At 66.3% G+C, this 24,822-nt stretch carries 20 protein-coding genes and 1 other RNA gene; 9 read left to right on the top strand and 12 right to left on the bottom strand.

The features are described from left to right. Positions 1–42 precede the first annotated feature (42 nt). The 4 genes from BN3266_RS04265 to BN3266_RS04250 form a co-directional block, all read right to left on the bottom strand. A complete protein-coding gene (locus BN3266_RS04265) occupies positions 43–606 on the bottom strand; it encodes a TetR/AcrR family transcriptional regulator (protein WP_021661121.1) in 564 nt (187 codons plus the stop codon). A gap of 34 nt (positions 607–640) precedes the next feature. After that, complete coding sequence (locus tag BN3266_RS04260) at positions 641–1,774, bottom strand: M20 family metallopeptidase (RefSeq protein ID WP_059004051.1); 1,134 nt, start codon at positions 1,772–1,774, stop codon at positions 641–643. A gap of 407 nt (positions 1,775–2,181) precedes the next feature. Next, positions 2,182–3,525 (bottom strand): amidohydrolase family protein, encoded by a 1,344-nt coding sequence (locus BN3266_RS04255; protein WP_059004049.1) that lies wholly within the window; start codon positions 3,523–3,525, stop codon positions 2,182–2,184. Positions 3,526–3,768: 243 nt separating this feature from the next. Beyond that, positions 3,769–4,737, bottom strand: a complete 969-nt coding sequence (locus tag BN3266_RS04250; RefSeq protein ID WP_059004047.1) for a beta-ketoacyl-ACP synthase III — start codon at positions 4,735–4,737, stop codon at positions 3,769–3,771. A gap of 490 nt (positions 4,738–5,227) precedes the next feature. Between BN3266_RS04250 and BN3266_RS04245 the strand changes: the two genes are divergently transcribed. After that, positions 5,228–6,298 carry a helix-turn-helix transcriptional regulator gene (locus tag BN3266_RS04245; protein WP_195891602.1) on the top strand — a complete coding sequence of 357 codons (1,071 nt, stop codon included), beginning with the start codon at positions 5,228–5,230 and terminating at the stop codon, positions 6,296–6,298. 340 nt (positions 6,299–6,638) lie between these two features. Here the strand turns inward: BN3266_RS04245 and BN3266_RS04240 are convergent, their stop codons facing one another. The 4 genes from BN3266_RS04240 to BN3266_RS04225 all read right to left on the bottom strand — a co-directional run bounded on the left by BN3266_RS04240 (position 6,639) and on the right by BN3266_RS04225 (position 12,702). Beyond that, positions 6,639–7,115: an acyl-CoA thioesterase gene (locus tag BN3266_RS04240; protein ID WP_059004044.1), complete on the bottom strand. Its 477-nt coding sequence runs from the start codon at positions 7,113–7,115 to the stop codon at positions 6,639–6,641. Between the two features lie 723 nt (positions 7,116–7,838). Then, the gene (locus BN3266_RS04235) at positions 7,839–8,210 is read right to left on the bottom strand and encodes an MmcQ/YjbR family DNA-binding protein (protein ID WP_242861714.1); all 372 of its coding nucleotides are present in this window, start codon (positions 8,208–8,210) and stop codon (positions 7,839–7,841) included. 163 nt (positions 8,211–8,373) lie between these two features. Then, positions 8,374–11,145, bottom strand: coding sequence for a hypothetical protein (locus tag BN3266_RS04230; RefSeq protein WP_059004040.1), 2,772 nt, complete (start codon positions 11,143–11,145; stop codon positions 8,374–8,376). 423 nt (positions 11,146–11,568) lie between these two features. Next, positions 11,569–12,702 (bottom strand): SIS domain-containing protein, encoded by a 1,134-nt coding sequence (locus tag BN3266_RS04225; protein ID WP_059004038.1) that lies wholly within the window; start codon positions 12,700–12,702, stop codon positions 11,569–11,571. 308 nt (positions 12,703–13,010) lie between these two features. Between BN3266_RS04225 and BN3266_RS04220 the strand changes: the two genes are divergently transcribed. The 4 genes from BN3266_RS04220 to BN3266_RS04205 all read left to right on the top strand — a co-directional run bounded on the left by BN3266_RS04220 (position 13,011) and on the right by BN3266_RS04205 (position 18,515). Next, a complete protein-coding gene (locus BN3266_RS04220; RefSeq protein ID WP_021661200.1) occupies positions 13,011–13,523 on the top strand; it encodes a MarR family winged helix-turn-helix transcriptional regulator in 513 nt (170 codons plus the stop codon). Next, a complete protein-coding gene (locus BN3266_RS04215; RefSeq protein ID WP_059004036.1) occupies positions 13,516–15,237 on the top strand; it encodes an ABC transporter ATP-binding protein in 1,722 nt (573 codons plus the stop codon). Before BN3266_RS04220 ends, BN3266_RS04215 begins: the two co-directional genes overlap by 8 nt. 1 nt (position 15,238) lies before the next feature. Then, on the top strand, positions 15,239–17,119 hold the full coding sequence (locus BN3266_RS04210; protein WP_059004035.1) for an ABC transporter ATP-binding protein: 1,881 nt from the start codon (positions 15,239–15,241) through the stop codon (positions 17,117–17,119). A 631-nt stretch (positions 17,120–17,750) separates the two neighbouring features. Next, on the top strand, positions 17,751–18,515 hold the full coding sequence (locus BN3266_RS04205; protein WP_207644005.1) for an SDR family NAD(P)-dependent oxidoreductase: 765 nt from the start codon (positions 17,751–17,753) through the stop codon (positions 18,513–18,515). 125 nt (positions 18,516–18,640) lie between these two features. Here the strand turns inward: BN3266_RS04205 and BN3266_RS04200 are convergent, their stop codons facing one another. Further along, positions 18,641–18,895 carry a TIGR03905 family TSCPD domain-containing protein gene (locus tag BN3266_RS04200; protein ID WP_021661194.1) on the bottom strand — a complete coding sequence of 85 codons (255 nt, stop codon included), beginning with the start codon at positions 18,893–18,895 and terminating at the stop codon, positions 18,641–18,643. A gap of 1 nt (position 18,896) precedes the next feature. Continuing rightward, on the bottom strand, positions 18,897–19,742 hold the full coding sequence (locus BN3266_RS04195; RefSeq protein ID WP_082671646.1) for a PHP domain-containing protein: 846 nt from the start codon (positions 19,740–19,742) through the stop codon (positions 18,897–18,899). Between the two features lie 217 nt (positions 19,743–19,959). Between BN3266_RS04195 and BN3266_RS04190 the strand changes: the two genes are divergently transcribed. The 4 genes from BN3266_RS04190 to BN3266_RS04175 all read left to right on the top strand — a co-directional run bounded on the left by BN3266_RS04190 (position 19,960) and on the right by BN3266_RS04175 (position 23,656). Continuing rightward, positions 19,960–20,907, top strand: coding sequence for a DnaD domain protein (locus tag BN3266_RS04190; RefSeq protein ID WP_059004033.1), 948 nt, complete (start codon positions 19,960–19,962; stop codon positions 20,905–20,907). Positions 20,908–20,910: 3 nt separating this feature from the next. Next, positions 20,911–21,891 (top strand): ATP-binding protein, encoded by a 981-nt coding sequence (locus BN3266_RS04185; protein WP_059004031.1) that lies wholly within the window; start codon positions 20,911–20,913, stop codon positions 21,889–21,891. Positions 21,892–21,961: 70 nt separating this feature from the next. Further along, entirely contained in the window at positions 21,962–23,038 is a 1,077-nt protein-coding gene (locus BN3266_RS04180) for a nucleoside hydrolase (RefSeq protein ID WP_059004028.1), read from the top strand. A 120-nt stretch (positions 23,039–23,158) separates the two neighbouring features. Further along, entirely contained in the window at positions 23,159–23,656 is a 498-nt protein-coding gene (locus BN3266_RS04175; protein ID WP_059004026.1) for a hypothetical protein, read from the top strand. Positions 23,657–23,715: 59 nt separating this feature from the next. Here the strand turns inward: BN3266_RS04175 and rnpB are convergent. Together rnpB and BN3266_RS13430 are read right to left on the bottom strand one after the other, a co-directional pair. Next, positions 23,716–24,061, bottom strand: an RNA gene (gene rnpB, locus BN3266_RS06985) — RNase P RNA component class A. 14 nt (positions 24,062–24,075) lie between these two features. Beyond that, on the bottom strand, positions 24,076–24,576 hold the full coding sequence (locus tag BN3266_RS13430) for a TM2 domain-containing protein (RefSeq protein WP_082671645.1): 501 nt from the start codon (positions 24,574–24,576) through the stop codon (positions 24,076–24,078). Positions 24,577–24,822: the final 246 nt, after the last annotated feature.

Genomic DNA, 24,822 nt, shown 5'->3' with positions numbered 1-24,822 from the left:
TCGGCGCGGCTGCCGGAAGGGGCCCTCCCTCTTGGGCGGGGGTCATCTGCGGTCGGTGCGGTACTTTTCTAGCGCCCGGGCGATGTCGCCGTGGATGAGGATGCTCAGGCGGCCGACAATGGCCTGGGGCTCGTCCTTCATCCCGCGGCGGATCCAGTCCAGGAGGATGCCCACGAAGGCGTACTTGTAGAAGTCGGCGATGAAGCGCTTGTCCTCCTCCCGCACCGGCAGGCCGACGGCCTGCTCCTCCACCACCCCGATGAGCAGGTCGTAGGTCACCTGGTAGAGGTAGCGCTCCACCTGCTCCCGGCTGATGGAGTGGTAGGCGTTCATAATGAGGGGCTTGTTGGCCAGGGCCATCTGAAAAATCTGCAAAAAGCCCTGCTGCCAGGTGTCGTAGGTCTTTTGGCCGCCGATGGCCGCCTCTGCCTCCGCCAGGAAGATCCACTCCACCAGGTCGTAGATGTCCTGAAAGTGGTAGTAGAAGGTCTGGCGGCCGACCCCGCAGTCCTCGGCGATGTCGGTGACGGTGATCTTGTCCAGCGGCTTTTGCAGCAGCAGCTTCTTCAGCGAGGCGGCCAGCGCCAGCTTGGTGGTCTGTGACATGGGCAGTTTCCTCTCCTTCTTCGGTTGGCGGGGGTCAGAGGGACGCGATCAGGGCCCGGTAGCAGTCGGCCGCGGCGGCCACCTCTTCCAGGGGGATCCGCTCGTCCCGCTTGTGGCAGAGGGCGTCGTCCCCGGGGCCGAGGATGACGAAGGGCAGCCCCGTCTGGGGGATAAACTGGGACGCGTCGGTATAGAAATAGAGCCCCTTTTCCCCGCCGGGCAGGCCGCAGGCGGCCAGGGCCTCCCCCACCGCGAGGGCGAAGGGGCTGTCGGGGTCGGCTGCCACCGAGGGGCGGTCGTTTTGCACCCGCAGGGAGAGTTTCAGCCCCGGCCGCTGGGCCTCCAGCGCCCGGGCCACCTGGTCGGCCCGGGCGAGGACGTCGTCGCTTTTCAGGCCCGGCAGGGTGCGGATGTCCAGGGTGGCGGAGGCGGCGTCTGGGATGACGTTGGTCTTGACCCCGCCGGACAGGGTGGTGAGGCTGACGGTGGTGCGCCCCAGGAGGGGGTGGGTCTCGCCGCTGTCCAGGGCGGCGCGCAGCCCGGCGGCAAAGGCGGTCACCCCGTCGATGGCGTTGACCCCCAGTTCCGGCCGGGAACCGTGGGAGGAGAGGCCGAGGGCCTCCACCTCCAGCCAGAGGCAGCCCTTTTCGCAGCTTCCCGGGTGCAGGCCGGTGGGCTCGCAGATGACGGCGGCCACCGCGCCCGCAAAGGCCCCCTCGTCCCGCAGCAGGCAGACCCCCATGCCGCTGGTCTCCTCGTCGGCGGTGAAGCAGAGGCGCAGGTCCAGCGGGGGAAGGACCCCCTCCCGCAGAAAGGCGAGGGCGGCGGCGACCATGGCGGCGGCCCCGCCCTTCATGTCCACCGCGCCCCGGCCGTGGAGATAGGCGCCGTCGAACGCGCCCTCAAAGGGATCGCGCTGCCAGAGGGGGGCGTCGGGCACCGGCACGGTGTCCAGGTGCCCCACCAGGCAGAGGGCGCGGCTGCGGTCCCTGCCCGGCAGGGTGATGACCATCGAGTCCCGCCCCGGGCCGTGGGGGTAGCGGCGCACCTCCACCGGCAGGCCGGTAAAACACGCCTCGATGCGGTCGCAGACGGCGGCCTCGTTCTGCCCGTCCGAGCGGATTTGGACGAGCTCGCTCAAAAGGGTTTTCAGTTCCTGCATTTCCATGGGCAAAGGCTCCTCTCGGTTGGCGCGCGGCCCCGGCAGAGGGGCGCGCGTGTGGGTTTGGGGAAAAGGGGGCGGGTGCGTTGGCCCGCCCTTTTTGCGGGTCGGGACGGCAGGGGGAGAGGGTGCGACGCGTTCGGCGGGGATGGGCTCGCCGCCCTGTGGGGGAGTGGGGGAGAGCGGCGCTGCTGCCCGGCCGCGTTTTGGCCTGGGCGCTGGGGTGGGGAGTGGGAGAGAGCGGTGTTGGCCCTCTTCTCGATGGCAGGGCGTCCGCCCATTCCCACCTCGCCTCGCCCCGCGCAAAAAATGCCCCTGTGTGGCCCTAAGTGATTTGGTCTGTCAGACGGAAAAGGGGGATTTTCGCTGGGCGCGGCGGGCCGATGGCCGGCGGGTCGGCGGAGGCGGCTCCTCTACTCCGCCCTGTCCCAGAGGGGCAGGTTTCCCACCCCAAAGGGGTGCACCTCCCCCAGGTGGGAGAGGAACCGTCCGGCCCCGGCCCCGCTGCGGACACACCGCCCCTCAAAGGCGGCGATCTCGCCGTTGACGATGGTGCAGACCGCCCGCTTGGCCCCCTGGTCACAGAGGACCACGTTCGCCCGCGCCCCGGCCCCCAACTGCCCCAACTTCTCGGCGAAGAAGGGGACGCCGGTGATTTCGCTTAAGTAGGCGGCGGGGTTTTGCGTCATGGTGGCCACCGCCCGCGAGAGGGGGAGCACCCCGTTTTCCGCCAGCTCCAGGATGGCGGGCAGGTTGTCCCGGGTGTCGCCAAAGCCCTTCATGGTGCAGTCGCCCTGTCCGTCGGAACAGAGGATGGAGACGGTGCCGTCGGCCAGGGCCTCAAAGCAGAGCGCCTGCGCCTGGGGGTCGATGCGCAGCCCCTCCCGGTTGCCCCGGCCGGGCCGCAGCATGGAGGAGACCAGCTCCCCGGTGACGTTGGGCTGGCGGCAGAGGGCCAGCACCCGGCACATCCCCTCCGCCCCACCGGCGTGGGTGCCGCAGCCGGCGGCCGAGGCGTGCCCCAGGTAGAGGGGCCGCCCTTTCGAGAGGGCCGCCATCCGCTCGGCGTGGGCGGGGTCCTGGGTGTGGCTCATCAACAGCAGCCGGGCGCGGGAGGTGACGGCGAAGAGCCGCTCGATCTGCGCGTCCGAGAGGATGAGGTGGCCCATGTGGTCCTTCACCCCCATCACCAGCGCCCCGGTGGCGGCGGTCAGGGGGGCGCGGGAGAGTTTTTGCAGGGCGGTGTCCCAGGGCAGGTCGCCGGCGAAGTAGGCCGTCAACTCGCCGTCGTCCAACTGGCAGGCCAGCAGGCTGGCCGCCCCCAGGTAGCAGCCCCCGCTGAGGGGGAGGCCCCGGTCAAATTCCCCCCCAAAGAGGGCGGGGGCCATAAAGGTGTTGCCCGCCCCGGGGGTGAAGGCGGCGGTCACCCCGTGGCAGACGGCGTTTTGGATGGGGGCGGTGCTCACCTCGAAGAGGTCGCCCATGTGCAGGTGCATGTCGATGAGGCCGGGCAGCACCAGCAGCCCCCGGCAATCCACCACCCGGTCGCCGGGCCGGGGGTCGATGTGGGGGGCCGCCTCGGCGACGCGGTCCCCTTCCAGGGCCAGGTCAAAGGGGCCCTCCCGCCCATTTTTGGGGTCGACCAGGTAGCCGCCTTTCAGGAGCAGTCGCCCTGGGGCCGCCGGGGCGGGACAGACCCGCCCGCCCGCGGCGGTGGCCACCCCCTGGGGCCGGGGGACAGATGGGTAGAGAGACATGGAAAACCCTCCTTTTGAAAGGCGCGCTCGGGCAGAGGCCCGGCGCGGGTGTGCGGGTGAACGCTCAATTGAGATTGTGTGGGGTTTGCGCCGTTTCCCTGGGACATCTTCGCACCTTGCATGGGTGCGGGGGATAGCGGTGGGGTCGTCACCGCCGCCGAAAAATGGAGACCGCACCTCATTTGGGTGCGGGGACTTGCCTCCCGCGAGCGCTCCAAGTGTGCCGATGCCGGGCGGGGCCAGTCAGACGCGGATGACCGAGGCCGCCGAGGAGAGCCCCCCGCCAAAGGCCACCAGGCAGACCAGGTCGCCCTTTTTCAACTGCCCCGAGCAGTTGAGGATGTCTAGCGCCACCGGCACGCTGCCGGAGGAGGTGTTGGCCACGTGATCGATGTCCACCACGAACTTCTCCATGGGGATCTTCATCAGTTTGGAGGCCGACTGGATGATCCGCAGGTTGGCCTGGTGGGGGACGAAATAGGCGATGTCCTCCACCGACACCCCGGCCTCGGCCGCGGCGGCCCGCACCGCCTTGGCCAGGGCCTTGACGGCAAAGCGCATCACGGCGCTGCCCTTCATGTAGAGGTCGGTGTTGTGGGGCGCGCCGGCCTTGCAGAAGGGGGTGTCCTTGCGGGGATGGTGGCAGGTGAGGACGTGATCGGTGTCGGTCACGCAGTCCACATAGCAGGAGAGGAGACCCGCCTCCTCCCCCCGGTGGAGGACGACGGCCCCGGCCCCGTCGCCGAAGAGGACGCAGGTGGAGCGGTCGCTCCAGTCGATGAGCTGGCTGTTGCAGTCGGCCCCCACCACGATGGCGTTGGCAAAGCCGCAGGTCTCCATCATCCCCCGGGCGGCGGCCAGGGCGTAGAGAAAGCTGGAGCAGTTGGCGTTGACGTCAAAGGCGGCGGCCCGCTCGATGCCCAGCCCCCGCTTGACGTTGGCCGCCACCATTGGGACCGAGGTGTCGGGGGTGACGGTGGCGCAGACCACCAGACCGATCTCCTCCGGCGCGAGACCGCTGCGCTCCAGCGCCTGGGCGGCGGCCCTGGTGGCCAGGTCGGTGGTGGTCTCCTCCTGGGCGATGTGGCGCTGATGGATGCCGGTGCGGCTGACGATCCACTCGTCGCTGGTGTCCAAAAACTGGGTGAAGACCTCGTTGCCGACGGTGAAGGGGGGCAGATAGCGGCCGGTGGAAAGCAGGGAAATGGGCATGGCGGTACGCTCCTTTTATGGTGCCGGGCAGGGCGGGCAGGTCCGCGGCGGCCCGTTTTTTTATCTTTATTTTACCATATTGGGAGGGGGAGTTCAAACGGGGGGAGGGGGTGGAACACCAGGAGAGGCACTGCTGAGTAGAGGAGAAGGGGAGGGTAAGGAGACTGCAAAAGGGGACTGTCTCGCCGGTTTTTAGGAGGGGTGTACGGAGCAGGGGGGAGAAAAGAAGAGAGGAGAAAGGAGAGAAGGCGCTGCCGGGCGACGCGAAAGGGGAGAACAGGGAACTTAAAAAAAGCCGCTCTATCGGCTTTGGGAAGGGGGTCAATGGGGAAGCGGCGGGGCGCGGGCGCCCGTGAGAGTGCGGCGCATCTGTCCCTTGCGCTCGTTTGTTGCTCTGCCTGTGGGAATGCCTCGGGCGGGGCGGCCTGTCCTACCGGAGACCTGGCGTCGCCGGGAAAGAGGAGTGGCGATCCGCAAAGGGGCGGCAATTGTGGTATACTGGTTGCAGACAACCATGGCGCTGCGGTATAGGCGGGGCAAACTGGGCCTGGCCGCACTGCGCCGTGCGCGCGGAAAAGAGGGACAGACGCCCGGTGGGGCGCTGTCCGCCGCAAAAAAGGAGGGGATCGCCGTGCAGATGCAGCGGCTGTTTTCAGAGCTCTGCCTGCTTTTGCGGCGGGAGCGGGTCACCTGCGAGGAGATGGCCCGCCTCTACGAGGTGGCGCCGCGGACCATCTACCGGGATATGGATGTCTTGAGCGGCGCGGGCATCCCGGTCTACACCCAGCGGGGCCGGGGCGGCGGGGTTGCCCTACTGCCGGGCTTTGCCCTGCCCCGCACCCTGTTGACCGAGGCTGAGCAGGGGGCGGTGCTGGCGGCTTTGCAGGGGGCGGCTGCCGCCGGGGCCGAAGGGGCCAGCGCCCTGGACAAGCTGTCGGCCCTCTTTGCCCGGGGGGAAGAGGAGGAGCACTGGCTGGCGGTGGATTTCTCCCCCTGGGGCGGGGACCGGGCGGCGCAGGAGACCTTTTACCTGCTCAAAGAGGCCATCCTAGGGCGGCGGGTGCTGGCCTTTCGCTATTACAGCGCCCGGGGAGAGGCCACCCAGCGGGAGGTGGAGCCCCGGCAGCTGGTCTTCAAGGGGCAGGCCTGGTACCTCTGGGCCTGGTGCCGCAAGCGGAGGGACTGGCGGTTTTTTAAGTTGCTGCGGATGGAGGGGGTGCGGGACACCGGCGAGCCTTTTCCCCCCCGCCCAGCCCCGCCCGAACTGGCCGAGGTGGAGCCGGACGGCTTCGGCCGCCCCGTCTCCCTGCGGCTGCGGTTTGCCCCCTCGGCCGCCTTCCGCCTGGCGGAGGAGTTTGCCCCCTCCCAGCTGCAGCGGCAGGCCGACGGCAGCGCGGTGGTGGAGCTGGATTTTCCCGAGGGGGAGTGGCTGTACAGCTATCTCCTCTCCTTTGGGGAGGGGTGTCTGGTGGAGTCCCCCGCCTCGGTGCGTAAAGAATTGGCCCGCCGGGCGGCCGCGGTGGCGGAGGCCGCCGGGTGGGCAGACGGAAAGAAAAGCTGAACCCCCGCCGCGACGGCGGGGGCAGCCCTGCCACTCCGGCCGTCCCCCTTCGCTTTTTGCTAAGAGGGGGACTGGGGTGAAGTTCCCCCCTTTGCCGCGCCGCAAGGGCAAAAAAACCCTCCCCGGAGTGGGGAGGGCGGCGCTGTCTTTAGGGGTGTAATTAGTAGGCCTGGCGGCGGCGTTCGCTGCGGAGGGCCCGGCGGCCTGCCACTACTGCTTTTCCTCTTCTCTCTCTACCGGGAAGAGGGACTGAGGTGAAGCTCTCCCTCTTTGCCGCGCCGCAAGGGCAAAAAAAGCCCTCCCCAGAGCGGGGAGGGCGGTGCTGTCTTTAGGTGTGTAATTAGTAGGCCTGGCGGCGGCGCTCGCTGCGGAGGGCCCGGCGGCGCTCGGCGGCCTGCCACTCCTGCTGCTCCTCCTCGCTCTCTATCAGGAGGGGGGGCACCGGGGTGGGATCCCCCTCTTTATCCAGGGCGACCATCACCAAATAGGCGGTGTTGATGAGCCGCCGCTCTCCGTTCAGGGATTCGACAAAGGTGTCCACCCGCACCTCCATCGAGGTGGTGCCGGTGTGGGTGACCCGGGAGATGAGGACCACCATCTCCCCGGCATAGGCGGCCGACTTGAACTGTAGGTTGTCGATGGCGGCGGTGGTGACGTCCCGTCCGCTGTGGCGGCGGGCGGCCACGGCGGCAGCCACGTCGATCCACTCTACCAGCACCCCGCCGAAAAGGCGGCCCGCGCCGTTGATGTGGCCGGACATGACGATGTTGGTCTGCTCGGAGCGGGAGAGGGACGAGGGTTTGGGAGTTCGGGGCATAAAAGCGCCCTCCTTTCTGTGGGCTGTATTTCAAACAGGTTTTAGTATACCACGTTTCGGCAAAGTGGGGTGCAAAAATTTTGGCAGGCAAAAAATTTACAGGGCGGTCACACAACCGGGCGAATCGGTGGTAAAATGGACCGGAAAAAAGACACGGGGGGCGAAGAGGATGAACAAGTCCAAGCGATGGGTGCAGATGGGGGCGCTGGCCCTGGCGATTTTGCTGGGCCTGGGGGCCATCGTGGGGGCCTGCATGCCCCTGCTTTTCTAGGGGGCCGCCGCGCCGCCCGATCACAGATGAGAAGAGAGCCGCAGGGTGCGGCTCTCTTTTTTGTCTGTTTACAGGTGGAAGGGCGCGGCGACGGCGGCAGGGCGGACGATAGGGGGGCGCCGGCCAGATCCCCGCTGGCAGGCAGGGGAACAGACACCGGGGCTTGGGAACTGGTTGCCGCCAGACAACAGGTCGAGCTGCACCGCTGGCTTGCCGGGAAAGGGGGAGGGAGACCACGCCCACCTGCGGAGGAGAGAGACCTTGGCGGCAGAGGAGCGGGCGAAGCGTTCCCGTCTGTGGCCGATTTTGGCAGCCGGTGACGCTGCTTGCCACCGGGACGGTCATTCGGTTTCCCCCTGCTGCCGGAGAGGAGGGCCCGCCGATCCCCCGGCTCCCCTGTGGGAGGGCCCCATACCGAGTGCAACACTCCGGCCCAGAGGGGGCGTAGTCTGTCAGCGCCGCCCCTGGGTCAGGCGGTAGCTCATCTCCAACAGGTCGGTGAGCTGCTCCCAGGGGACCGAGCCGTCTAAAAGGACGCTAATCCAATGGTCCTTGTCCATGTGGTAGGCGGGAAGGATGCCCCGCTCCCGCCGCAGGGAGCCGACGAGCAGCGGGTCGCACTTGACGTTGAGGATGTCCACCCGCCCCTCGCCGGGCAGGCCGAGGGAGCGCGCCGGCACCTCCATGAGGAGGGCATACCAGCGCCGGTTCTCCCGGTGGCGCAGCGCCAGGTGGTTGGGAAAGCGGGCCCAGAGGGTCTCCGGCTCGGTGCCGTAGCGCGCTCTGGCGCGCTCTAAAACGGCTACTCTGTCCACTGGGTGCACGGCGGACACTCCTTTCTCGGCGGACGGGCCGCCTTTTTAAACGAGTATAGCGGGGGCAGCGGGTTTTGGCAAGGGCGGGCGCGAAAAAGGAGCCGCGCTCTCACGGCTCCTTTTTTGCGTTGGAACAGATGGGGTCGTTTGGGGCCCTTTGCGCTATCGCCGCCTACCGCTGCAGGTGTTTCCAGCCGGCAAAGTGGCGTTTGCAGAGCACCGCGACGAGGAGGGAGGCGGTGAGGATAGCCAGCCAGGTGGGTAGGGCGGAGGCATCCCCCGTCTGGGAAGCGCCGTCTTCCGGCCCTTGGGTCGGGGGCGCGGCATCGCCGCCGGAGGGATCGCCCTCCTCCGGGCTCGGGGTGGGGGTCGGGGGTGTCTGCCCGCCGCCGTCCGGCGGCGCTGGGTCCACTGGGTCATCGGGCGCGGGAGGCGTTGGCTCGTCGGGATCGGGTTTTACCGGGTCTTCGGGGGCGGGGGTCACCGGCTCGTCGGGGTCGGACTCTACCGGGGCCTCGCGGTAGAGGGCGCGAACGGTGGCCTCGGCGCTGGCGGTAAAGGCGGTGTTGGCGGCGGTGGTGTCGGCAAATCGGCCCTCGCCCGACACCAACTCCCAGCGGTCAAAGACCATCCCCTCCGGGGCCGGGTCGGCAGTGAGGTAGGCGGGCTGGCCGATGAGCTGGTTGCCCGAGCCGCTCCCCCCGTCCACCGCAAGGGTGTAGAAGCGCCCGGCAGGGGCCACCAGCACGTCAGTGGTGGGCCGATCGCCGACGCCGAAGGTCTGGCCGCCGCCCTCTAGGGGGATGATCTCCCCGTCCTGGGGGCGGGCGATGGTGGGGAGAGGGGTGTCGGCTGTTTTCAGCGAGAAGGCGATCTCGCCGCCCGCCTGGACAGCGGGAGCGCCCCCGCTGGAGAGGGCGTAAAAGAATCGATCCTGCCCGGAAGAGAGAGGTGTCCCGTCAAAGAGGAGGAGGTCACCGCTGGTGACAACGGCGGGAAGGGGGATGTTCTCCCCCTTGACGGGAAGGGCGCGGGCGGTTACGCAGGAATTGCCTGTGATGACGATCTTTCTGTCTGACTGGATGGGCGTTTCTCCCGCCGCGCAGACGTTCACACGGGAAGAGGTGATGGAGAGAGCGTGGTTTTCGTTTTGTGAGCGAAGGACAATGGGCCCATTTGCCGTGAGATCGCTGCCATTGATGAGATTTATACTGCCGTTGGTCGACTCCATCCCGTCGCAAAGGGCGATACAGTTATTAAAACTGGCACTTGGAGCGGTGATTTTTTTGCAAGTCAGAGTCTGAATATTGGATGCACTGATTGCCCCCGCAGCGGCCAGGTCCCCGTCTACTGTCAAGAGGCCATCCTCCACGGCATGAGCTTCCTTTACCAGGGATAGGGGACCCGCGCTGCTGGACAGTGCAGTGAGATGACTTGCCCCATCAAGGCCAATAAAAATGCCGACGGTTTCTCCCTCTTGTCGGATAAGGGGTTCCAACGTGACACAGTGCGCTCCCCGGTCAACTTTGTTCAGCTCTATGTATCCGGCCCCAGACGTAACTTTAATGTGCACGTCCTCCTGCACTGTCCCACTGAGCCGACAGTTGTTTTCGAGAATGAGGATGTGTGAGACTGGGTCATAGGTATACTGAGCCCGCCCCGTCCCGGCAGTGTGCGTCATACCTATCGACAGCGGGGGCGCATATTTTACCTGCAGCTGGTCAAAACCAGCGGATGCGGTATAGGTGGCGCTGCCATTTGAAAATGCTAGGTACATATTGTTGCGGGTGATGTCGAGGGGGTCGCTTCCAGTGGAGGTCACGGTGACCTGATCCCCCTCTTTGCAGTAAAACCCGTCGAAGTCTCCCCGGCCGGAGATGGACTTGCCCGATGGGGCCGAAAGGGTGACTGCCTGGGCGGCATTGCCGGTGAGTTCCACCCGGCGGTAGAGGGGGTTGGCGGCTCCCGCGCTCGGGGTAAAAGAGGGCCGCTTGCCCCCCTGGGCGGCGAGGTAGACCCCTCCCTCGGCTTCGGTGAGAAGACCGGTGGCTCGGGCGTCCCCGCTGAGGTAGATTTGATTGCAGGTGATGGCGTCGGCCCCGTCGATCACCCCGCCGGCGGCTGTGAGAGCGCCAATGGAGCAGGCGCTCCCCACCTCGCCCATGAGGCGGGGAGAACCCGCATCGCCGCCGCTGAGTTGGAGTTGGTCCACGCGGGCGGCATTTGTGAGTTTTAGTTGGTAGTCGCCCGGCCGCATGATGAGGGTGCCGACATGGGCCGCCAGATACATTTCATCGGGGGGGTCCTGCGGCAGCTGTATGTCCAAGGTCCCGATCTCGCCGCCCTGGCACTGGAGGAGGAAGCCGACCGAACAGCTGGGGACCTCGGTTTGGGCCTTGAGGGATCCGACGGTGCCGCCGCTGACGATCAGCCGCCCCGCACGGAGGTTCAACTGTCCCACGTGGCCGCCGGAGATGCTGACGTAGGTGTTGCCGGACGAGGGCGCGCCGCGGTCCGCTTCCATGGCGCTGATCCCCGACACCTCCAGCCGGTCGATGGAGGCGGATTCTCGGATGTTCAGGCGGCCCAGCTTCTGCAGTACTCGGCCGTCGCCCTCGCAGCGGACCGAGCCTTCCACCTCCAGAGAGGCGTCCTCTTCCCAGACCAGTTCTCCCCGGACGATCAGGGTAGCCCCTTTTTCAATGGTGATGGTCCCCGGGTACAGACAGTCGCCCGCATCGGCGTTGGAGCCGATGGAGACCTGTTCTCCCGCCGGCACGACATAGGTGGTCCCCGCCTTTAGCGTGCCCATTTCGGGGGTGAGGGGAACTTCGTCCCCCGCCGCCAGGGGCGAGAGCCACAGGACGCCGGCGAAGACCAACAGGGTCAGGGCGATCCCTGCGACGCCAGCCCAGTGCCGCAGGGTGAGACGCGCGTGTTTCACAGAAAATAGCCTCCTTTTAAAGGAGAGAAAAGGCAGGGCGTAAGGGGAGGCGTCAAAGAAGGTGTGCTTTTCCGTTCTCTTGCAGACAGCAGATAAAATTGCCCTATTTGACGATTGATTTGATGAATCAATCGTCTTTTTTGTCGTTTTTCTCCTTTTTCGTTGTGCCATACCGTTTCTATGAGCCGAACGGAAAAGCACACTTTTTATACAGTATACAGGCTTCCTCAAAAAATGACAAGAATCCTACAAAATAAAAGAAAAAACAGCGCTTTTTAACTGGAAGAGGGACTTGGAACGCCGCATCTGCCGTCCGCCTTTTGCGCCCCGTTGTCTTGCAGCGGAGAGGGGCAACCAAACCAAAAAGGCGCAGGGCGGGCCCGGAGGCCCGCCCTGCGCCGGCAATCGGCTTTGAAAAGGGGGTTACAGCACCACGATCTCGCTGTCGCGGATGTGGGAAGATCCCTCGGGGGTGCGCCAGACGGCCCCCTCGTAGGCGCGGAAGGGGGGAGCGCCCTTGAGCTCGGAGATGAAGGCGCCGATGAAGTCGTAGGGCAGGTGGCTGACAATGGGCCGCACCCAGGTGTGTTCGGGGGTGGGCAGGGCGATGATGTGGGCCCCCTCGGCAAAGGTGCCGGGGGCGCAGTCGGTGATGACATAGACCTTGCGGCCGATGTTCACCGCGCACTGCACCAGCTCCTTGGTGCGGGAGAGGGAGGGCGAGTCGGCGAAGATGGTGATGAAGGTGCCCAGGGTGGAGGGCTCCTCGGTGAAGTAGTTGATGTGGCACCAGTCCTCGCAGTCGTCCCCGGTGACGAGACCGCCGAAGAACTCCACCATCTTGGCCTGGCCGAAGACGGCGGTGGAGCGGCTCTCCCCGTCAGAGACAAAGTCGAAGGCGCGGCAGTTCTGCAGGTCCTGGGCGGCGGCGAAGCAGGCCTCCTCCATTGCGGGCAGGGCGGCGGCCGCCTGGTCGAGATGGGCGGTGATGCAGGAGGTGAACTGCTCGTGGGTGAGGTCGTTGGAGCCGTTGACCCGGCCGATGTGGTGGGCCAGGCAGAACAGCGCCAGGGTGGAAGCCACGTAGGAGCAGACCCCGGGAGCGGGCTCGAGCTGGGGCATCCCCAGGGGGAGGACGTAGTTGGCGGAGGTGGCCACCGGCGACTCCGGGTTGTCGGAGATGGCCAGAGCGACCCCGCCGTGTTTCACCGCCCGCTGCAGGCACTCGGCCACCCGGCTGACGGTCCCCGAGATGCTGATGCCGATGACCAGGGCCCCCTCGATCTTTTCGGCGGGGAGGTGGCGGGCAAAGTCGGTGGCCTTGACGGCGGTGCACTTGACCCCCGACAGGGACTGGAAGGCCGGCAGGGCCGAGAGCCCGGCCAGATAGGAGTCGCCGCAGCCGGTGATGTAGACCCTGTGAACGGCCAGCAGCTCCTCCGCGGGGATGACCTCGCTGATTTTGGGGGCGGCCATGTTCTGCAAAATCAATTTGCCGAATTTGGGGGTGTAGCGGCTCTGGCGTGCGCCGGCGCTGTCGTACTGTTTTTTGTCCATGGTGGCGTTACCTCCTAAAAATTCCGCCGGGTAACGGCGGAGATTGGGTTCATATTCCTAATCAGTATAGCACAGATGGGGGGGAGGGGGCCGCCAAAATTTCGGGCCTCTTTTTGTCGATTCTGGCGGGGGAGGGAGAAAAATAGCCACAAAAAACGGTTGACATTTTAGAGGATCGGGCATACACTATCAATTAGTTGATTAACGATTAATCAGTTTACATTTAGCTGGCAAAATAGTGTGCCGCCGCGCCTCCCTCACCGGCAGGGGAGACGGCGGCCGCCCTGCCGGCAGGAGAGGAGAGACTCATGGGAGACAAACTCAGAGACATTGTCTGGCGGATCAACCGGCTGCACGTGCTCCACCGCATCTACCTCAGCCGGGCCGCGCTGGAAAACGGCCTCTACTTCGGGCAGCTGCCCATCCTCGAAAACATCATGGACCACGACCTCTGCACCCAGAAGGAGCTGGCCGCGTGGATGCGCATCTCCGCCCCCTCCATCGCCACCTCGGTCAAGCGGCTGCAAAAGCACGGGCTGGTGGAGAAGCACAGCGACCCCGAGGACCTGCGCTGCACCCGGCTGCACGTCACCGAGAAGGGGCGGGCCTACGCCGCCTCCAGCCGGGCGGCCTTTGACCAGGTGGACGAGCGGCTGTTTGCCGGGTTCACCCCGCAGGAGCTGGAGGAGCTGCAGGGCCTTCTGGAGCGGATGATCGACAACCTGGGCAGCGAGTACCGCGACCGCCCCTGGCGGGAGCTGATGGACACCGCCCGCTCCCTGCGCCACCAAGTAGAACAAGAGGAGGAAAAGGATGGTTAGACAACTGGCACCCTACACGAAAAAATACCGTTTGTACATGATCCTGGCGCCCATCTCGGTCATCTTCGAGGTGCTGCTGGAGATCCGCATCCCCTACTACATGTCCAAGATCGTGGACGTGGGCATCAATACCGGGGACATGGACTACGTGCTGCGCACCGGGGGGATGATGGTGCTGATGGCGATTCTGGGGCTCTGCTTCGGGGCCACCAGCTCCCGCTTCGCCTCTATGGCCGGCATGGGCTTTGGCAGCGAGCTGCGGCGGGGGCTGTTTGAGAAGGTGCAGTCCTTCTCCTTTGCCAACGTGGACAAATTCAGCACCGCCTCCCTCATCACCCGGCTGACCACCGACGTGCAGACCATTCAGATGGCCTTTATGATGACCATCCGCATGCTGGTGCGCGCCCCGGTGATGCTGGTGGGGGCCACCATCATGGCGGTGCAGATCAACGGGGAGCTGGCCCTGGTGTTCCTGGTGGCCATCCCCATCCTCGCCAGCCTGCTGGCCCTGATCGCCGTCAAGGCCTACCCCCAATTTCGCAAGATGCTCGATCGCTATGACAACCTCAATGCCTCGGTGCAGGAAAACCTCATCGCCATCCGGGTGGTGAAGGCCTTCGCCCGCTCCGAGTTTGAAAAGGGCAAGTTCAAAAACGCCAACGACGCCCTCACCGCCGCCCAGCGCAAGGCCGAGCGGATCCTCAACTGGAACATGCCGGTGATGCAGCTGACCGTTTACAGCTGCATCGTGGCCATCCTCTGGTTCGGCGGGCAGAAAATCGTGGTGGGCAACATGCAGACGGGCGAGCTCATCAGCTTTGTCAGCTATGTCAACCAGATCCTCATGTCCCTGATGATGATCGCCAACGTCTTTGTCAACCTGGTGATGAGCCGGGCCTCCCTCCAGCGCATCTCCGATGTGCTGGCCGAGGAGCCGGACATCCAGGACGGCAGCGGCGAGGCCCAGGCCGCCGACGGCTCCATCGACTTTGAAAACGTCTCCTTCAAGTACAACAAGGACGCTTCCGAGAAGGTACTCGAGGGGATCGACCTCCACATCGCCTCCGGGCAGATGGTGGGGATCATCGGCGGCACCGGCAGCGCCAAGAGCACCCTGGTGCAGCTGATCCCCCGCCTCTACGACGTGAGCGAGGGCCGCATCCTGGTGGGCGGCCGGGACGTGCGCGACTACAAGATCGCCGAGCTGCGCCAGGCCGTGGGGATGGTGCTGCAGAAAAACGTCCTCTTCTCCGGCACCATCCGCGACAACCTGAAGTGGGGCGACGGGGAGGCCAGCGACGAGGAGATCGCGGCCGCCGCCCGGGCCGCCCAGGCCGACGACTTTGTGCAGTCCTTCCCCGACGGGTACGACACCGATTTGGGGCAGGGGGGCGTCAACGTCTCCGGCGGGCAGAAACAGCGCCTCTGCATTGCCCGGGCGCTGCTGAAAAAGCCGAAGATCCTCATCCTCGACGACTCCACCAGCGCCGTGGACACCGCCACCGACGCCAGGATCCGCCAGGCCTTTGCCACCGATCTGGCGGGGACCACCAAAATCATCATCGCCCAGCGGATCACCTCGGTCTGCGACTGCGACCAGATCATCGTCATGGACGGCGGGAAGATCGCGGCCGTGGGGACCCACGACGAGCTGATGAAGACGAGCGAGATCTACCGGGACGTCTACGAGTCCCAGCAGAAGGGGGTGGCCTAGGATGCCGAGACCGCGCACCAATTTTCAAAAACCCAAAAACGCCAAAAAGACCCTGGGCCGCATCTTCGGCTATATGCTCCACCGCAAGTGGATGCTGCTGTTGGTGCTCTTCACCGTGGCCGTCAGCTCGGGGGCCGGGGTGGTGGGCAACTACCTGCTCAAGCCGGTCATCAACGAGGGGATCATCCCCCTCATCGGCGCGGCCAACCCCGACTTCGGCCCCCTGATCCGGCTGCTGTGCACCATGGGGGCGGTCTACCTCTGCGGGGCGGCCTGCACCTTTGGCACCAACCGGATGATGATGCTGGTCTCCACCGGCACCCTCAACGAGATCCGCAAGGACCTGTTCGAGCACCTGCAGGACCTGCCCATCCGCTACTTTGACACCCGCACCCACGGCGAGACCATGAGCCGCTTCACCAACGACGTGGACACCCTGCGGGAGGCCCTCACCATGGGGGTCACCCAGCTCATCACCTCCACGGTGACAGTGGTGGGCACCTTCACCATGATGCTGGTGCTCAGCCCCCTGCTGACGCTGCTGATCGTTTGCATGCTGGCGGTGATGTTTGTCATCATCAAGTTTGTCACCAAGCGCAGCGCCCACTTCTACAAGGTGCAGCAGAAGGAGCTGGGGAGCGTCAACGGCTACATCGAGGAGATGATCGAGGGCCAGAAGGTGGTCAAGGTCTTCTGCCACGAGGAGGAGGTCAAGGGCGAGTTTGCCCGCCGCAACGAGGATCTCCGCCAGGCGGCCACCAACGCCAACACCTTTGCCAACATCCTGATGCCCATCATGGGCAACCTCTCCTACGTCAACTACGCCATGACCGCCGCGGTGGGCGCCTTTCTGGTGATCACCGGGGGGATGGACCTGGGGTCGGTGGCCTCTTTCTTGCAGTACACCCGCTCCTTCTCCCACCCCATCACCATGATTTCCCAGCAGTTCAACGTCATCCTCGCCGCCCTGGCCGGGGCCGAGCGGATCTTCGAGGTCATCGACGAGAAGCCCGAGGCCGACGACGGCTACGTGCAATTGGTTTTTGCCGAGGAGGGGCCGAACGGCGAGATCGTGGAGTGCGACCACCACACCGGCAAATGGGCCTGGAAGCACCCCCACGGCGACGGCACCCTGACCTACACCTGGCTGCGGGGGGACGTGCAGTTTGACGACGTGACCTTTGGCTACGACGAGAAAAAGACCGTCCTCAACCACGTGACCCTCTACGCCAACCCCGGGCAGAAGATCGCCTTTGTGGGCTCCACCGGCGCGGGCAAGACCACCATCACCAACCTCATCAACCGCTTTTACGACGTGCCCGACGGCAAGATCCGCTACGACGGCATCAACATCGGCAAAATCAAGAAGGCCGACCTCCGCCGCAGCCTGGCCATGGTGCTGCAGGACACCCACCTCTTCACCGGCACGGTGCGGGAGAACATCCGCTACGGCAACCTCCACGCCAGCGACGAGCAGGTGGAGGAGGCGGCCAAGCTGGCCAACGCCGACGGCTTCATCCGCCACCTGCCCCAGGGGTATGACACCATGCTCCACTCCGACGGGGCCAACCTCTCCCAGGGGCAGCGGCAGCTGCTGGCCATTGCCCGGGCGGCGGTGGCCAACCCGCCGGTGCTGATCCTCGACGAGGCCACCTCCTCCATCGACACCCGCACCGAGGCCCTGATCGAAAAGGGGATGGACCGGCTGATGCAGGGGCGCACCGTCTTTGTCATCGCCCACCGGCTCTCCACCGTCCGCAACTCCAACTGCATCATGGTGCTGGAGCACGGCGAGATCATCGAGCGGGGCAGCCACGACGAGCTGTTGGCCCAGAAGGGCAAGTACTACCAGCTCTACACCGGCCAGTTTGAGCTGGAGTAGAGGGAGACGGGCCCTGATTCAAACGGGGCCCTAAACCGGCGAAAACCCGGTGCGCAGGTCCGGCCTCTGCCCGAAGGGCATGTGGCGGCCGCGCACGGCGCCCCCCATTCATCTGTGGTCATGCTGCAGATGAACGGGGGGCGTTTTTGCGCCTGTGGGGCTCTTTCCCGGGCCGACGGTGCCCGCCTCTTGACGGAGGGGGAGCGCCCTCGCGGTATTCGGTGTCCCGGCAAGGGCGGGGGCACAGAGGAGGAGCTTTCTGTCTTCGATGAGGGCCCTCCACAGCCCAAAAGGGAGGTGGCCCCTCTCCATGGTTCAGGCCGCTGGAAGGCGTTGGGTACACCCCGCGCCAGCGGACCATCTTCCCGGGCGGCGGTGCACGGGGCGCGGGGAGACGCCGGGCCGTCTATCCCGGGAGGCAAGACCCACCCCCGTTTGCAGGCGAAAGGGTGGCCGGAGGGGGTCGCGCAGCCGGCACCCTGTCCGCCGTCGGACTCCCTCTTTCCCCAACCCGGCCCCCAGCCGACCGGCCCCGCTTTCCTTTTTCGGCCCACGGGTGTAGGATAGGGGGAGAAGCTGGCTCCGGCCATTGACGGCGGGGCGGCACCGAGAGGAAAGAGGGGGAGCGATTTTGAAGACCATTGCCATTGTCACCGGGGCCAGCGGCGGCCTCGGCCGCGCCTTTGTCGAGCAGTTGACGGAGAGGCCGCTGGACGAGATCTGGTGTGTCGCCCGAGACGGGGAGAAGCTGGCCGCCTTGAGGGCCCGCTGGGGGGAGCGGATCGTCCCCCTGTCCCTGGACCTGGCCGCGGTGGAGAGCGCCCAGGCGCTGGAGCGCCGGTTGCGGGAGCAGCGGTGCGCCGTCGCCTACCTGGTCAACAGCGCCGGCGTGGGGGAGGAGCTGGCCCCCACCGGCCGCTTTTCGCCGGAGCAGGCGGCCCGGCTGGTGGCCGTCAACTGCACGGCGGTGACCTCCCTCTGCGCAGTCTGCCTCCCCTTTATGGCGGCGGGGGGACACATCCTCAACATCGCCTCCCAGTCGGCCTTTCAGCCGGTGCCCTACCTCAACCTCTACGCCTCGTCCAAGGCCTTTGTCCGCAGCTATACCCGGGCGCTGCACGCGGAGATGCGGGGGACGGGGCTCACCGCCACCGCCGTCTGCCCCGGCTGGGTGGACACCGGGATGCTGGCCCGGGAGGTGGGGGGCGTGAAGGTGCGCTATCCCGGCCTGGTGCCCCCTGCCCCCGTGGCGCGAAAGGCCCTGAAAGACGCCGAGCGGGGCCGGGACCAGTCGGTCTGCACCCTCTATGTCAAGTGGATGCACCTGGTCGCCAAACTCCTCCCCCAAAGGGCGGTGATGTGGGGCTGGACCAAGTCGGTGCAGCGGTATCTGTGACCCCTGCTCCTCCGCCCCTGCCACCGCCCTCGTCCGGGCGGGGGGCCAACGGGGCAAATAAAAGGGGGCGGGCCCTCTCCCCTGTGGAGAAGGGCCCGCCCCCTTTTGCCGCCTGTGGGCCGCCTTTAGGCGCCCACCAGCTCCTTGGTCTCTTCCAGCGCGTAGGAGAGCTGGTCGGGGCAGGAGGTGCCGTTACGGCACTGGGTGCCCCGCAGCAGCTCGATCACGTCGTCCACCTTGCGGCCGACGCAGAGCTTGGACACCCCGGCGGTGTTGCCGGCGCAGCCGCCCACGAACTCCACGCTCTTGATGATCCCGTCCTCCACGTCGATGGTGATCTGACGGGAGCAAACGCCTTTGGGGATATAGGTGTGTTTCATTTTACAGTCTCTCCTTTTTGCCTTTCAGTATGATTTCCAGCTGGTCGCCGGCGGTGTTGCCGGTGCCCAGCGGGTTGTCCTTTTGGGGGGCGTGGCCGTGAAAGTCGGTCCCGCCGGTGACCAGCAGCCCGTATTCCGCCGCCAGTTGCCGCAGCCGGGCCTTGTCCGCCTCGGTGTTGCGGGGGTGGTCGATCTCCAGCCCGTCCACGGCCCCCTCCCGGCAGAGGGCCTCGGCCAGCGCCATGCTCCGGTAGACCGAGGGGTGGGCCAACACCACCCAGCCGCCGCTGCGGCGGGCGATCTCCAGCACCTCGTAGACGCTGGGGTAGTCGATGGGCTCAAAGCAGCTGCCGGTGCCGGGGTCAAAGAGCTGGTGGAAGAGGGGGCCGCCGTAGCGGGCGTCCTCGGCCACCCCCTTTTGCTGCAGGGCCTGCATCATGTGGGGTTTGTAAAGGCACTCACTGTCGTAGCTGCGGGCGAAGATCTCCTCCAGCGTCAGTTGGGGGTAGAGGGCGCAGAGCCGCCGGGCCATGACGAAGCCGGCCTTCATCCGCGCCCGCCGGGTCCGCTCGCAGAGGGCCTCGATCTCCGCGGTGTCCCGGGGCAGGTAGCACAGAACGTGCACGCTGCGGCCGTTGGCCGGGTCCCGGGCGGACAGCTCGATCCCCTTGATGATTTTCAGGCCGTATCCCGCCGCCAGCTCGGCAGCGTAGTCGTAGCCGTGAAAGGTCTCGTGGTCGGTGATGGCCAGGTGGTCAAGCCCTGCCTGGCGGGCCAGTTTCAGCAGTTGCGGGATTTCCATGGCCCCGTCGGAAAACCGGCTGTGGCAGTGCAGATCGGCGGACACGACGCCCCGCCCCCTCTCTTCGATATGGATTTCCCAAAAAGTATACGACAAAAGCCCAAAAAAGTCCAGAGGGGAGGGCGCGGCCGATTTTTCGCCCCCCTCCTTTGCCGCGGCAGGGAAAAATAGGTTTGGACAAACCCCGCCCCCTCCCGTATAATAGAAGGCAGATAAACGGGGCCGCCGCCCCGCAATACAAGCAGAAAGGGGGTCGCCCGCCGTGTACCAGCTCAACTACCAGTCCTACGCCCAGGCCGCCGCCGTCCCGCAGCGGGCGCTGCAGCTGATGGCCGCCGGCTGCCCGCAGGAGATGGCCCAGGTGTTCTGCCACATCCTCGCCGCCCAGCCCGCCACCATCGCCCCGCTGGAACTCTCCCAGCAGCTGGGGCTGAGCGTGCTGCAGGTGGACCGGGCGCTGGAGTGGTGGGCCAGCCAGGGGCTGCTGGTGCGCAGCGAGGCCCCGGCCCCCCAGGCCGAACCGGTCAAGACCGCCGCCATCGGCACCACCACCCGCCTCTCCCGGCAGGAGGTCAACGCCATTGCCGCCGACAGCGAAGAGGTGCAGTTTTTGTTGGGGGAGTGCCAGTCGGTCTTCGGCCGCCCCATCTCCCCCACCGAGGCCAACATGCTCGTCAGCCTCCACGCCCTGCACGGGCTGCCGGTGGCGGTGATCCTCATGCTGGTGGGCTACTGCCGCTCGGTGGGCCGCTGCAAGGTGGGCTATATCGAGCGCACCGGCATCGGCTGGCTGGAGAGCGGCATCGACACGGTGGAGAAGGCGGACGCCCACATCCAAAAGCTGCTGCGCAGCCGGGACGCGCAGGAGCGGGTGCGCAGCCTCTTCGGCATCCACGACCGGGTCCTCACCAAGAAGGAGGAGCAGTTTTGCTACACCTGGCTGGAGGAGTACGGCTTCCCCGACGAGGTGGTGAAGGCGGCCTATGAGATCTGCGTCGACCGCAAGGGCAAGGTGCTCTTCTCCTACATCCACTCCATCCTCAAGTCCTGGTACCTCAAGGGCTACCGCACCCTGGGGGAGGTGCAGGCCGAACAGCGGCCTACCGCCCCCGGCAACAGGGGGAAGGGGTTTGCCCCCTCCTTCGACGTCGCCGCCCTGGACCAGTCCCGCACCCGCCTGCCGACCGCCAAAAAGAGAGAGGGGGAATAGCCCATGGCCTATGAAAAAGCCGTCTACGACCGGGTCCACCAGCTCCTGTCCCAGCGCCGCCGCGCCGCCTTTGAGGAGCAGGCCCGCCGCCGGCGGGAGTGCTACGAGCGGTGCCCCCGCCTGGCCCAGGTGGACGGGGAGCTGCGCCGCACCGGGGCCGGGGTGGCCAAGGCCGTCATCTCCGCCGGCGCCGACCGGGGGGAACTGCTGGAGGGGCTGCGCCAGCGGGGGGCCGCCCTCGCCGAGGAGAAGGCCCGCCTCCTGCGGGAAAACGGCTGGCCGGAGGACTACCTCAAGCCCCCCTTCACCTGCCCCGACTGCCAGGACACCGGCGTGGTGGGCAACCGCCGCTGCCATTGCTACGGCGCCCTTTTGCGCCAGGTGGAGGCCGAGCGCATCAACCGCCAGTCGGGGCTGCGGCTGTGCTCCTTCGACAGTTTTGACCTGCGCTATTACAGCAGGGAGGGCCGCCCCGGCGACACCCCCTTTGAGGTGATGGGGGAGGTGCTGGCCTACTGCAAGGACTACGCCGCCCACTTTGGTCTGCACAGCCCCAACCTGCTGATGATGGGGGCCACCGGGCTGGGCAAGACCCACCTCTCCCTAGCCATTGCCAGCCAGGTCATCCAGAGGGGATTTTCCGTCCTCTACGGCAGCTTCGGCAACTTTGTCGCCATTCTGGAAAGAGAGAAGTTCGGCGCCGACCGGCAGGGGGACACCCTGGCCTCCCTGCTGGGCTGCGACCTGCTCATCCTCGACGACCTGGGTAGCGAGTTCTCCACCCCCTTTGCCGTCTCCACCCTCTACACCCTGGTCAACACCCGGCTCTCCGCCGGGCGGCCCACCATCGTCAACACCAACCTCACCTTTGCCGAGATCTCTCAAGCCTACACCGACCGCATCACCTCCCGCCTGGCGGGCTCCTACGTGGACGTCCGCTTTGTGGGCAGCGACGTGCGGCTGGCCATGAAAAACGTCCTTTAAAGGCCGTGGATAGGGCCGCCTTTTCCCCAGCGGGAGAGGGCGGCCCCCGCTGCAAAAGGAGGGACCCACCATGAAGAGAAGTTTCTGGAAAGGGGCGGCGGCCGCCCTGCTGACCTGCGCGCTGCTGCTGAGCGGCTGCGGCGGCCCCCCGGCGAAGGAGGGCGCCCTTCCACTGGACGCGGGGGGCGATCGCCAAAACCTGCCGCTGGGGAAGCCGGTGACCGGCCCCGTCCCGGTGGTCATCGACTGCGACCCCGGGACCGACGACGCCTATGCCCTGGCCCTGGCCGCCAGCTGTGAGCAGCTTGACATCCGCGCTGTCTGCGCGGTGCAGGGCAACGCCCCCCTCGCCCACACCGGCCCCAACGCCCTGGCCCTCTGCGCCTACCTGGGGATCGACTGCCCGGTCTCCCAGGGGGCGGCGGCCCCCCTCTCGAGGGAGGCGGTCACCGCCGAGTACGCCCACGGCAGCAACGGCCTGGGCGGGGTCAAGCTGCCCGACCCCGGCAGGGCGTTTGACAGCCTGCCCGCCTGGGACCGGCTCTACCAGGAGGCGGTGGCCGCCGGGGGAGAGCTGCAGGTCATCGCTCTGGGCCCCCTCACCAACGTCGCCACCGCCCTGCAAAAATACCCCGACCTGCCCCAGTACCTGGCGAAGATCACCGTCATGGGCAGCAGCCTCAGCGGGGGCAACATCACCGCCCAGGCCGAGTTCAACGTGTACAGCGATCCCGAGGCCTGGCAGGTGGTGCTGGCCAGCGGCGTCCCCCTCACCGTCGTGGGGCTCGACGTCACCACAAAGACCTATTTGAGCCAGGACAACTTGGCGGTCCTCCTGGAAAAGGAGGGCCGCGCCTCCGCCCTGCTAAAGGGGATCGCCGATTACGCCGCCACCCGGAGCAGCCAGTCCGGCCTCACCCTCAACGATGCCCTGGCCGTGGCCAGCGTGGTCAACCCGCCGGTGGTCACCACCCAGGCGGCCGACCTGCGGGTGCAGGCCAGACCGGGATCCGGAGTCGACGGAAAGACCACCGCCACCAACCCCAAGAAGGGGGAGGGGGGCAACTGCCAGCTGGCCCTGAGGGTGGACAACGCCCTCTTTCAGGCCATGCTCCTGCGAATGATGGACTTTTATGCCGCCGGTTGAGCGGCGGCGCCCCCTGCGGCCTGTCCGGCGGACAGGCCGCTTTTTTTGGCGGAGAGGGGGGCGGGCGGTGACAAACGGCCCCCCGCATCCGTATCCATTGGTGAGAGGAGGCGGTGCGCGATGAAGGAGCGGTGGGCGGAGGTCTATGTCCCTCAGGGGATGCCTGCGGGGGAGCGGGTGACGGCCGTCCGCTTCTGGGGGCTGTGCGTCACCTGCGGGCGGGACGACGGCGAGGACTTCATCGCCCTGCCCGCCCTGGAGGAGGGGCAGCGCCGCGCCCTCGACATCCCCTTTGCGGTGGAGGGGGTGCCCTTCCGCCTCACCCAGATGTACCGCCGGGGTGAAGAGGTGACGGTGCAGTTTCAGCAGGAACTGTTTGAGGGGGGCGAGCTGAAGGAGGCCTGCGCCGCGGACCTGACCGGCCAGAAGGCCGCCTTCCAGGAACTGTTTGACGGCAGCCCCCTGTCCAGCGAGGAGCTGTTTCCCTGGCGGTGCGCCCTCTTTGACCGCGACAGAGGCAGCGCCTCCTTCCCCGCACAGGGGGAGGGGCCGGTCCGCTTTTATCTCTTCTCGGCGACCCTGAAGCGCTCGGGCAGCTTTGCCGCCCGGTTTCCCTGACGGCGGCCGCACAGAAGAAAAGCCCGGCGCGCAGCTCTCGCTGTGCGCCGGGCCTTTTTCAAGCGACTAAACCATAAGCCGGGTTCTGTCATGTGTGACGATCTATCTCGACTGCGCGTCGCCGCGCAGCTCTAGCCACCTTGTCGAGGACGGGTCGGGCGCCCATCTGCCCTCTGTGCGGTGTTGCTCCGGGTAGGGTTTACAGAGCCGCACAGTCTCCTGTGCGCTGGTGAGCTCTTACCTCGCCTTTCCATCCTTACCGGGGGGACCCCGGCGGTTTCTTTCTGTTGCACTTTCCCTAAAGTCGCCTTCGGCTGCCGTTAGCAGTTACCCTTGCCCGATGGAGCCCGGACTTTCCTCACGCGGGCCCTTTCGAGCCTCGCGCGCCGCCACATGGTCTACTCGCTGGAAAACAGAGATCAGTTGCTCAGGGGGACGCCGTTGGCGTCGGTGCCGATGGAGCCGGTGAGGATCAAGATCCCCTCGATAAAGCCCCAGAGGCTGGCGATGCCGCAGCTGCACAGGGTCAAAACCAACTGCAAGACCGCCTTGCCGGTGTAGCCCAGGTAGAAGTTGTGGGCGCCGAAACCGCCCAGGAGGATGCCCAGCACCCCGGCCGCCACCTTGGACTTTTGGGGGTAACCCGGCACGTACTGGCGCGCCCCGCAGTAGGGGCAGACGGCGGTGCCTGCGGGCAGGAAGTTGTTGCAGGTGCTGCAGTAGTGCCCCTGGCCGCCCTGCTGCTGGTAATACCCCTGGCCCTGCTGCTGGTAGGACTGCTGATAGGGCTGCCCCTGTTGCTGGTACCCGCCGGCTTGCTGCTGTGCCCCGGCCCCCTGGCCGGGGTCTTTGGCACAGCCGCAGACCGGGCAGAAGGTGGCGTCGTCGGGGAGGTATGCGCCGCACTGTTTACAGGTCATAGCGATGTTCCTTTCGCGCGCGGGCCTTGCCGCCCGCCGTTGTGTCGTTTGCAGTTGTCACGCTGTTTCGAGCGTGTCTATTATAGCAGGAGTTCGGCCCGTTCGCAAGCCAAACCGCCACTTTGCAATTTGGGGTGCCCGGTCCTTGCAATTTTTCACAAAGCAAAGCCGGTTTGCCGCCCAGTGAACTATAAAATGCTCTGAAAGTGGCGGCGATTGGCGGCTTTCTCGCAAAAATAGTTGCAT

It is taken from the genome of Bittarella massiliensis (ex Durand et al. 2017), assembly GCF_001486165.1.
GTDB classification, from domain to species: Bacteria; Bacillota; Clostridia; order Oscillospirales; family Ruminococcaceae; genus Bittarella; species Bittarella massiliensis.
Note: the sequence above shows the minus strand (reverse complement) of the source record. Positions and strands in the feature narration are given on the sequence as shown.

Excerpts from the sequence above, each read along its gene's own strand:
- BN3266_RS04265 (WP_021661121.1), bottom strand. The coding sequence starts at position 606 with ATGTCACAGACCACCAAGCTGGCGCTGGCCGCCTCGCTGAAGAAGCTG.
- BN3266_RS04260 (WP_059004051.1), bottom strand. The coding sequence starts at position 1,774 with ATGGAAATGCAGGAACTGAAAACCCTTTTGAGCGAGCTCGTCCAAATC.
- BN3266_RS04255 (WP_059004049.1), bottom strand. The coding sequence starts at position 3,525 with ATGTCTCTCTACCCATCTGTCCCCCGGCCCCAGGGGGTGGCCACCGCC.
- BN3266_RS04250 (WP_059004047.1), bottom strand. The coding sequence starts at position 4,737 with ATGCCCATTTCCCTGCTTTCCACCGGCCGCTATCTGCCCCCCTTCACC.
- BN3266_RS04240 (WP_059004044.1), bottom strand. The coding sequence starts at position 7,115 with ATGCCCCGAACTCCCAAACCCTCGTCCCTCTCCCGCTCCGAGCAGACC.
- BN3266_RS04225 (WP_059004038.1), bottom strand. The coding sequence starts at position 12,702 with ATGGACAAAAAACAGTACGACAGCGCCGGCGCACGCCAGAGCCGCTAC.
- BN3266_RS04220 (WP_021661200.1), top strand. The coding sequence starts at position 13,011 with ATGGGAGACAAACTCAGAGACATTGTCTGGCGGATCAACCGGCTGCAC.
- BN3266_RS04215 (WP_059004036.1), top strand. The coding sequence starts at position 13,516 with ATGGTTAGACAACTGGCACCCTACACGAAAAAATACCGTTTGTACATG.
- BN3266_RS04210 (WP_059004035.1), top strand. The coding sequence starts at position 15,239 with ATGCCGAGACCGCGCACCAATTTTCAAAAACCCAAAAACGCCAAAAAG.
- BN3266_RS04200 (WP_021661194.1), bottom strand. The coding sequence starts at position 18,895 with ATGAAACACACCTATATCCCCAAAGGCGTTTGCTCCCGTCAGATCACC.
- BN3266_RS04185 (WP_059004031.1), top strand. The coding sequence starts at position 20,911 with ATGGCCTATGAAAAAGCCGTCTACGACCGGGTCCACCAGCTCCTGTCC.
- BN3266_RS04180 (WP_059004028.1), top strand. The coding sequence starts at position 21,962 with ATGAAGAGAAGTTTCTGGAAAGGGGCGGCGGCCGCCCTGCTGACCTGC.
- BN3266_RS04175 (WP_059004026.1), top strand. The coding sequence starts at position 23,159 with ATGAAGGAGCGGTGGGCGGAGGTCTATGTCCCTCAGGGGATGCCTGCG.
- BN3266_RS13430 (WP_082671645.1), bottom strand. The coding sequence starts at position 24,576 with ATGACCTGTAAACAGTGCGGCGCATACCTCCCCGACGACGCCACCTTC.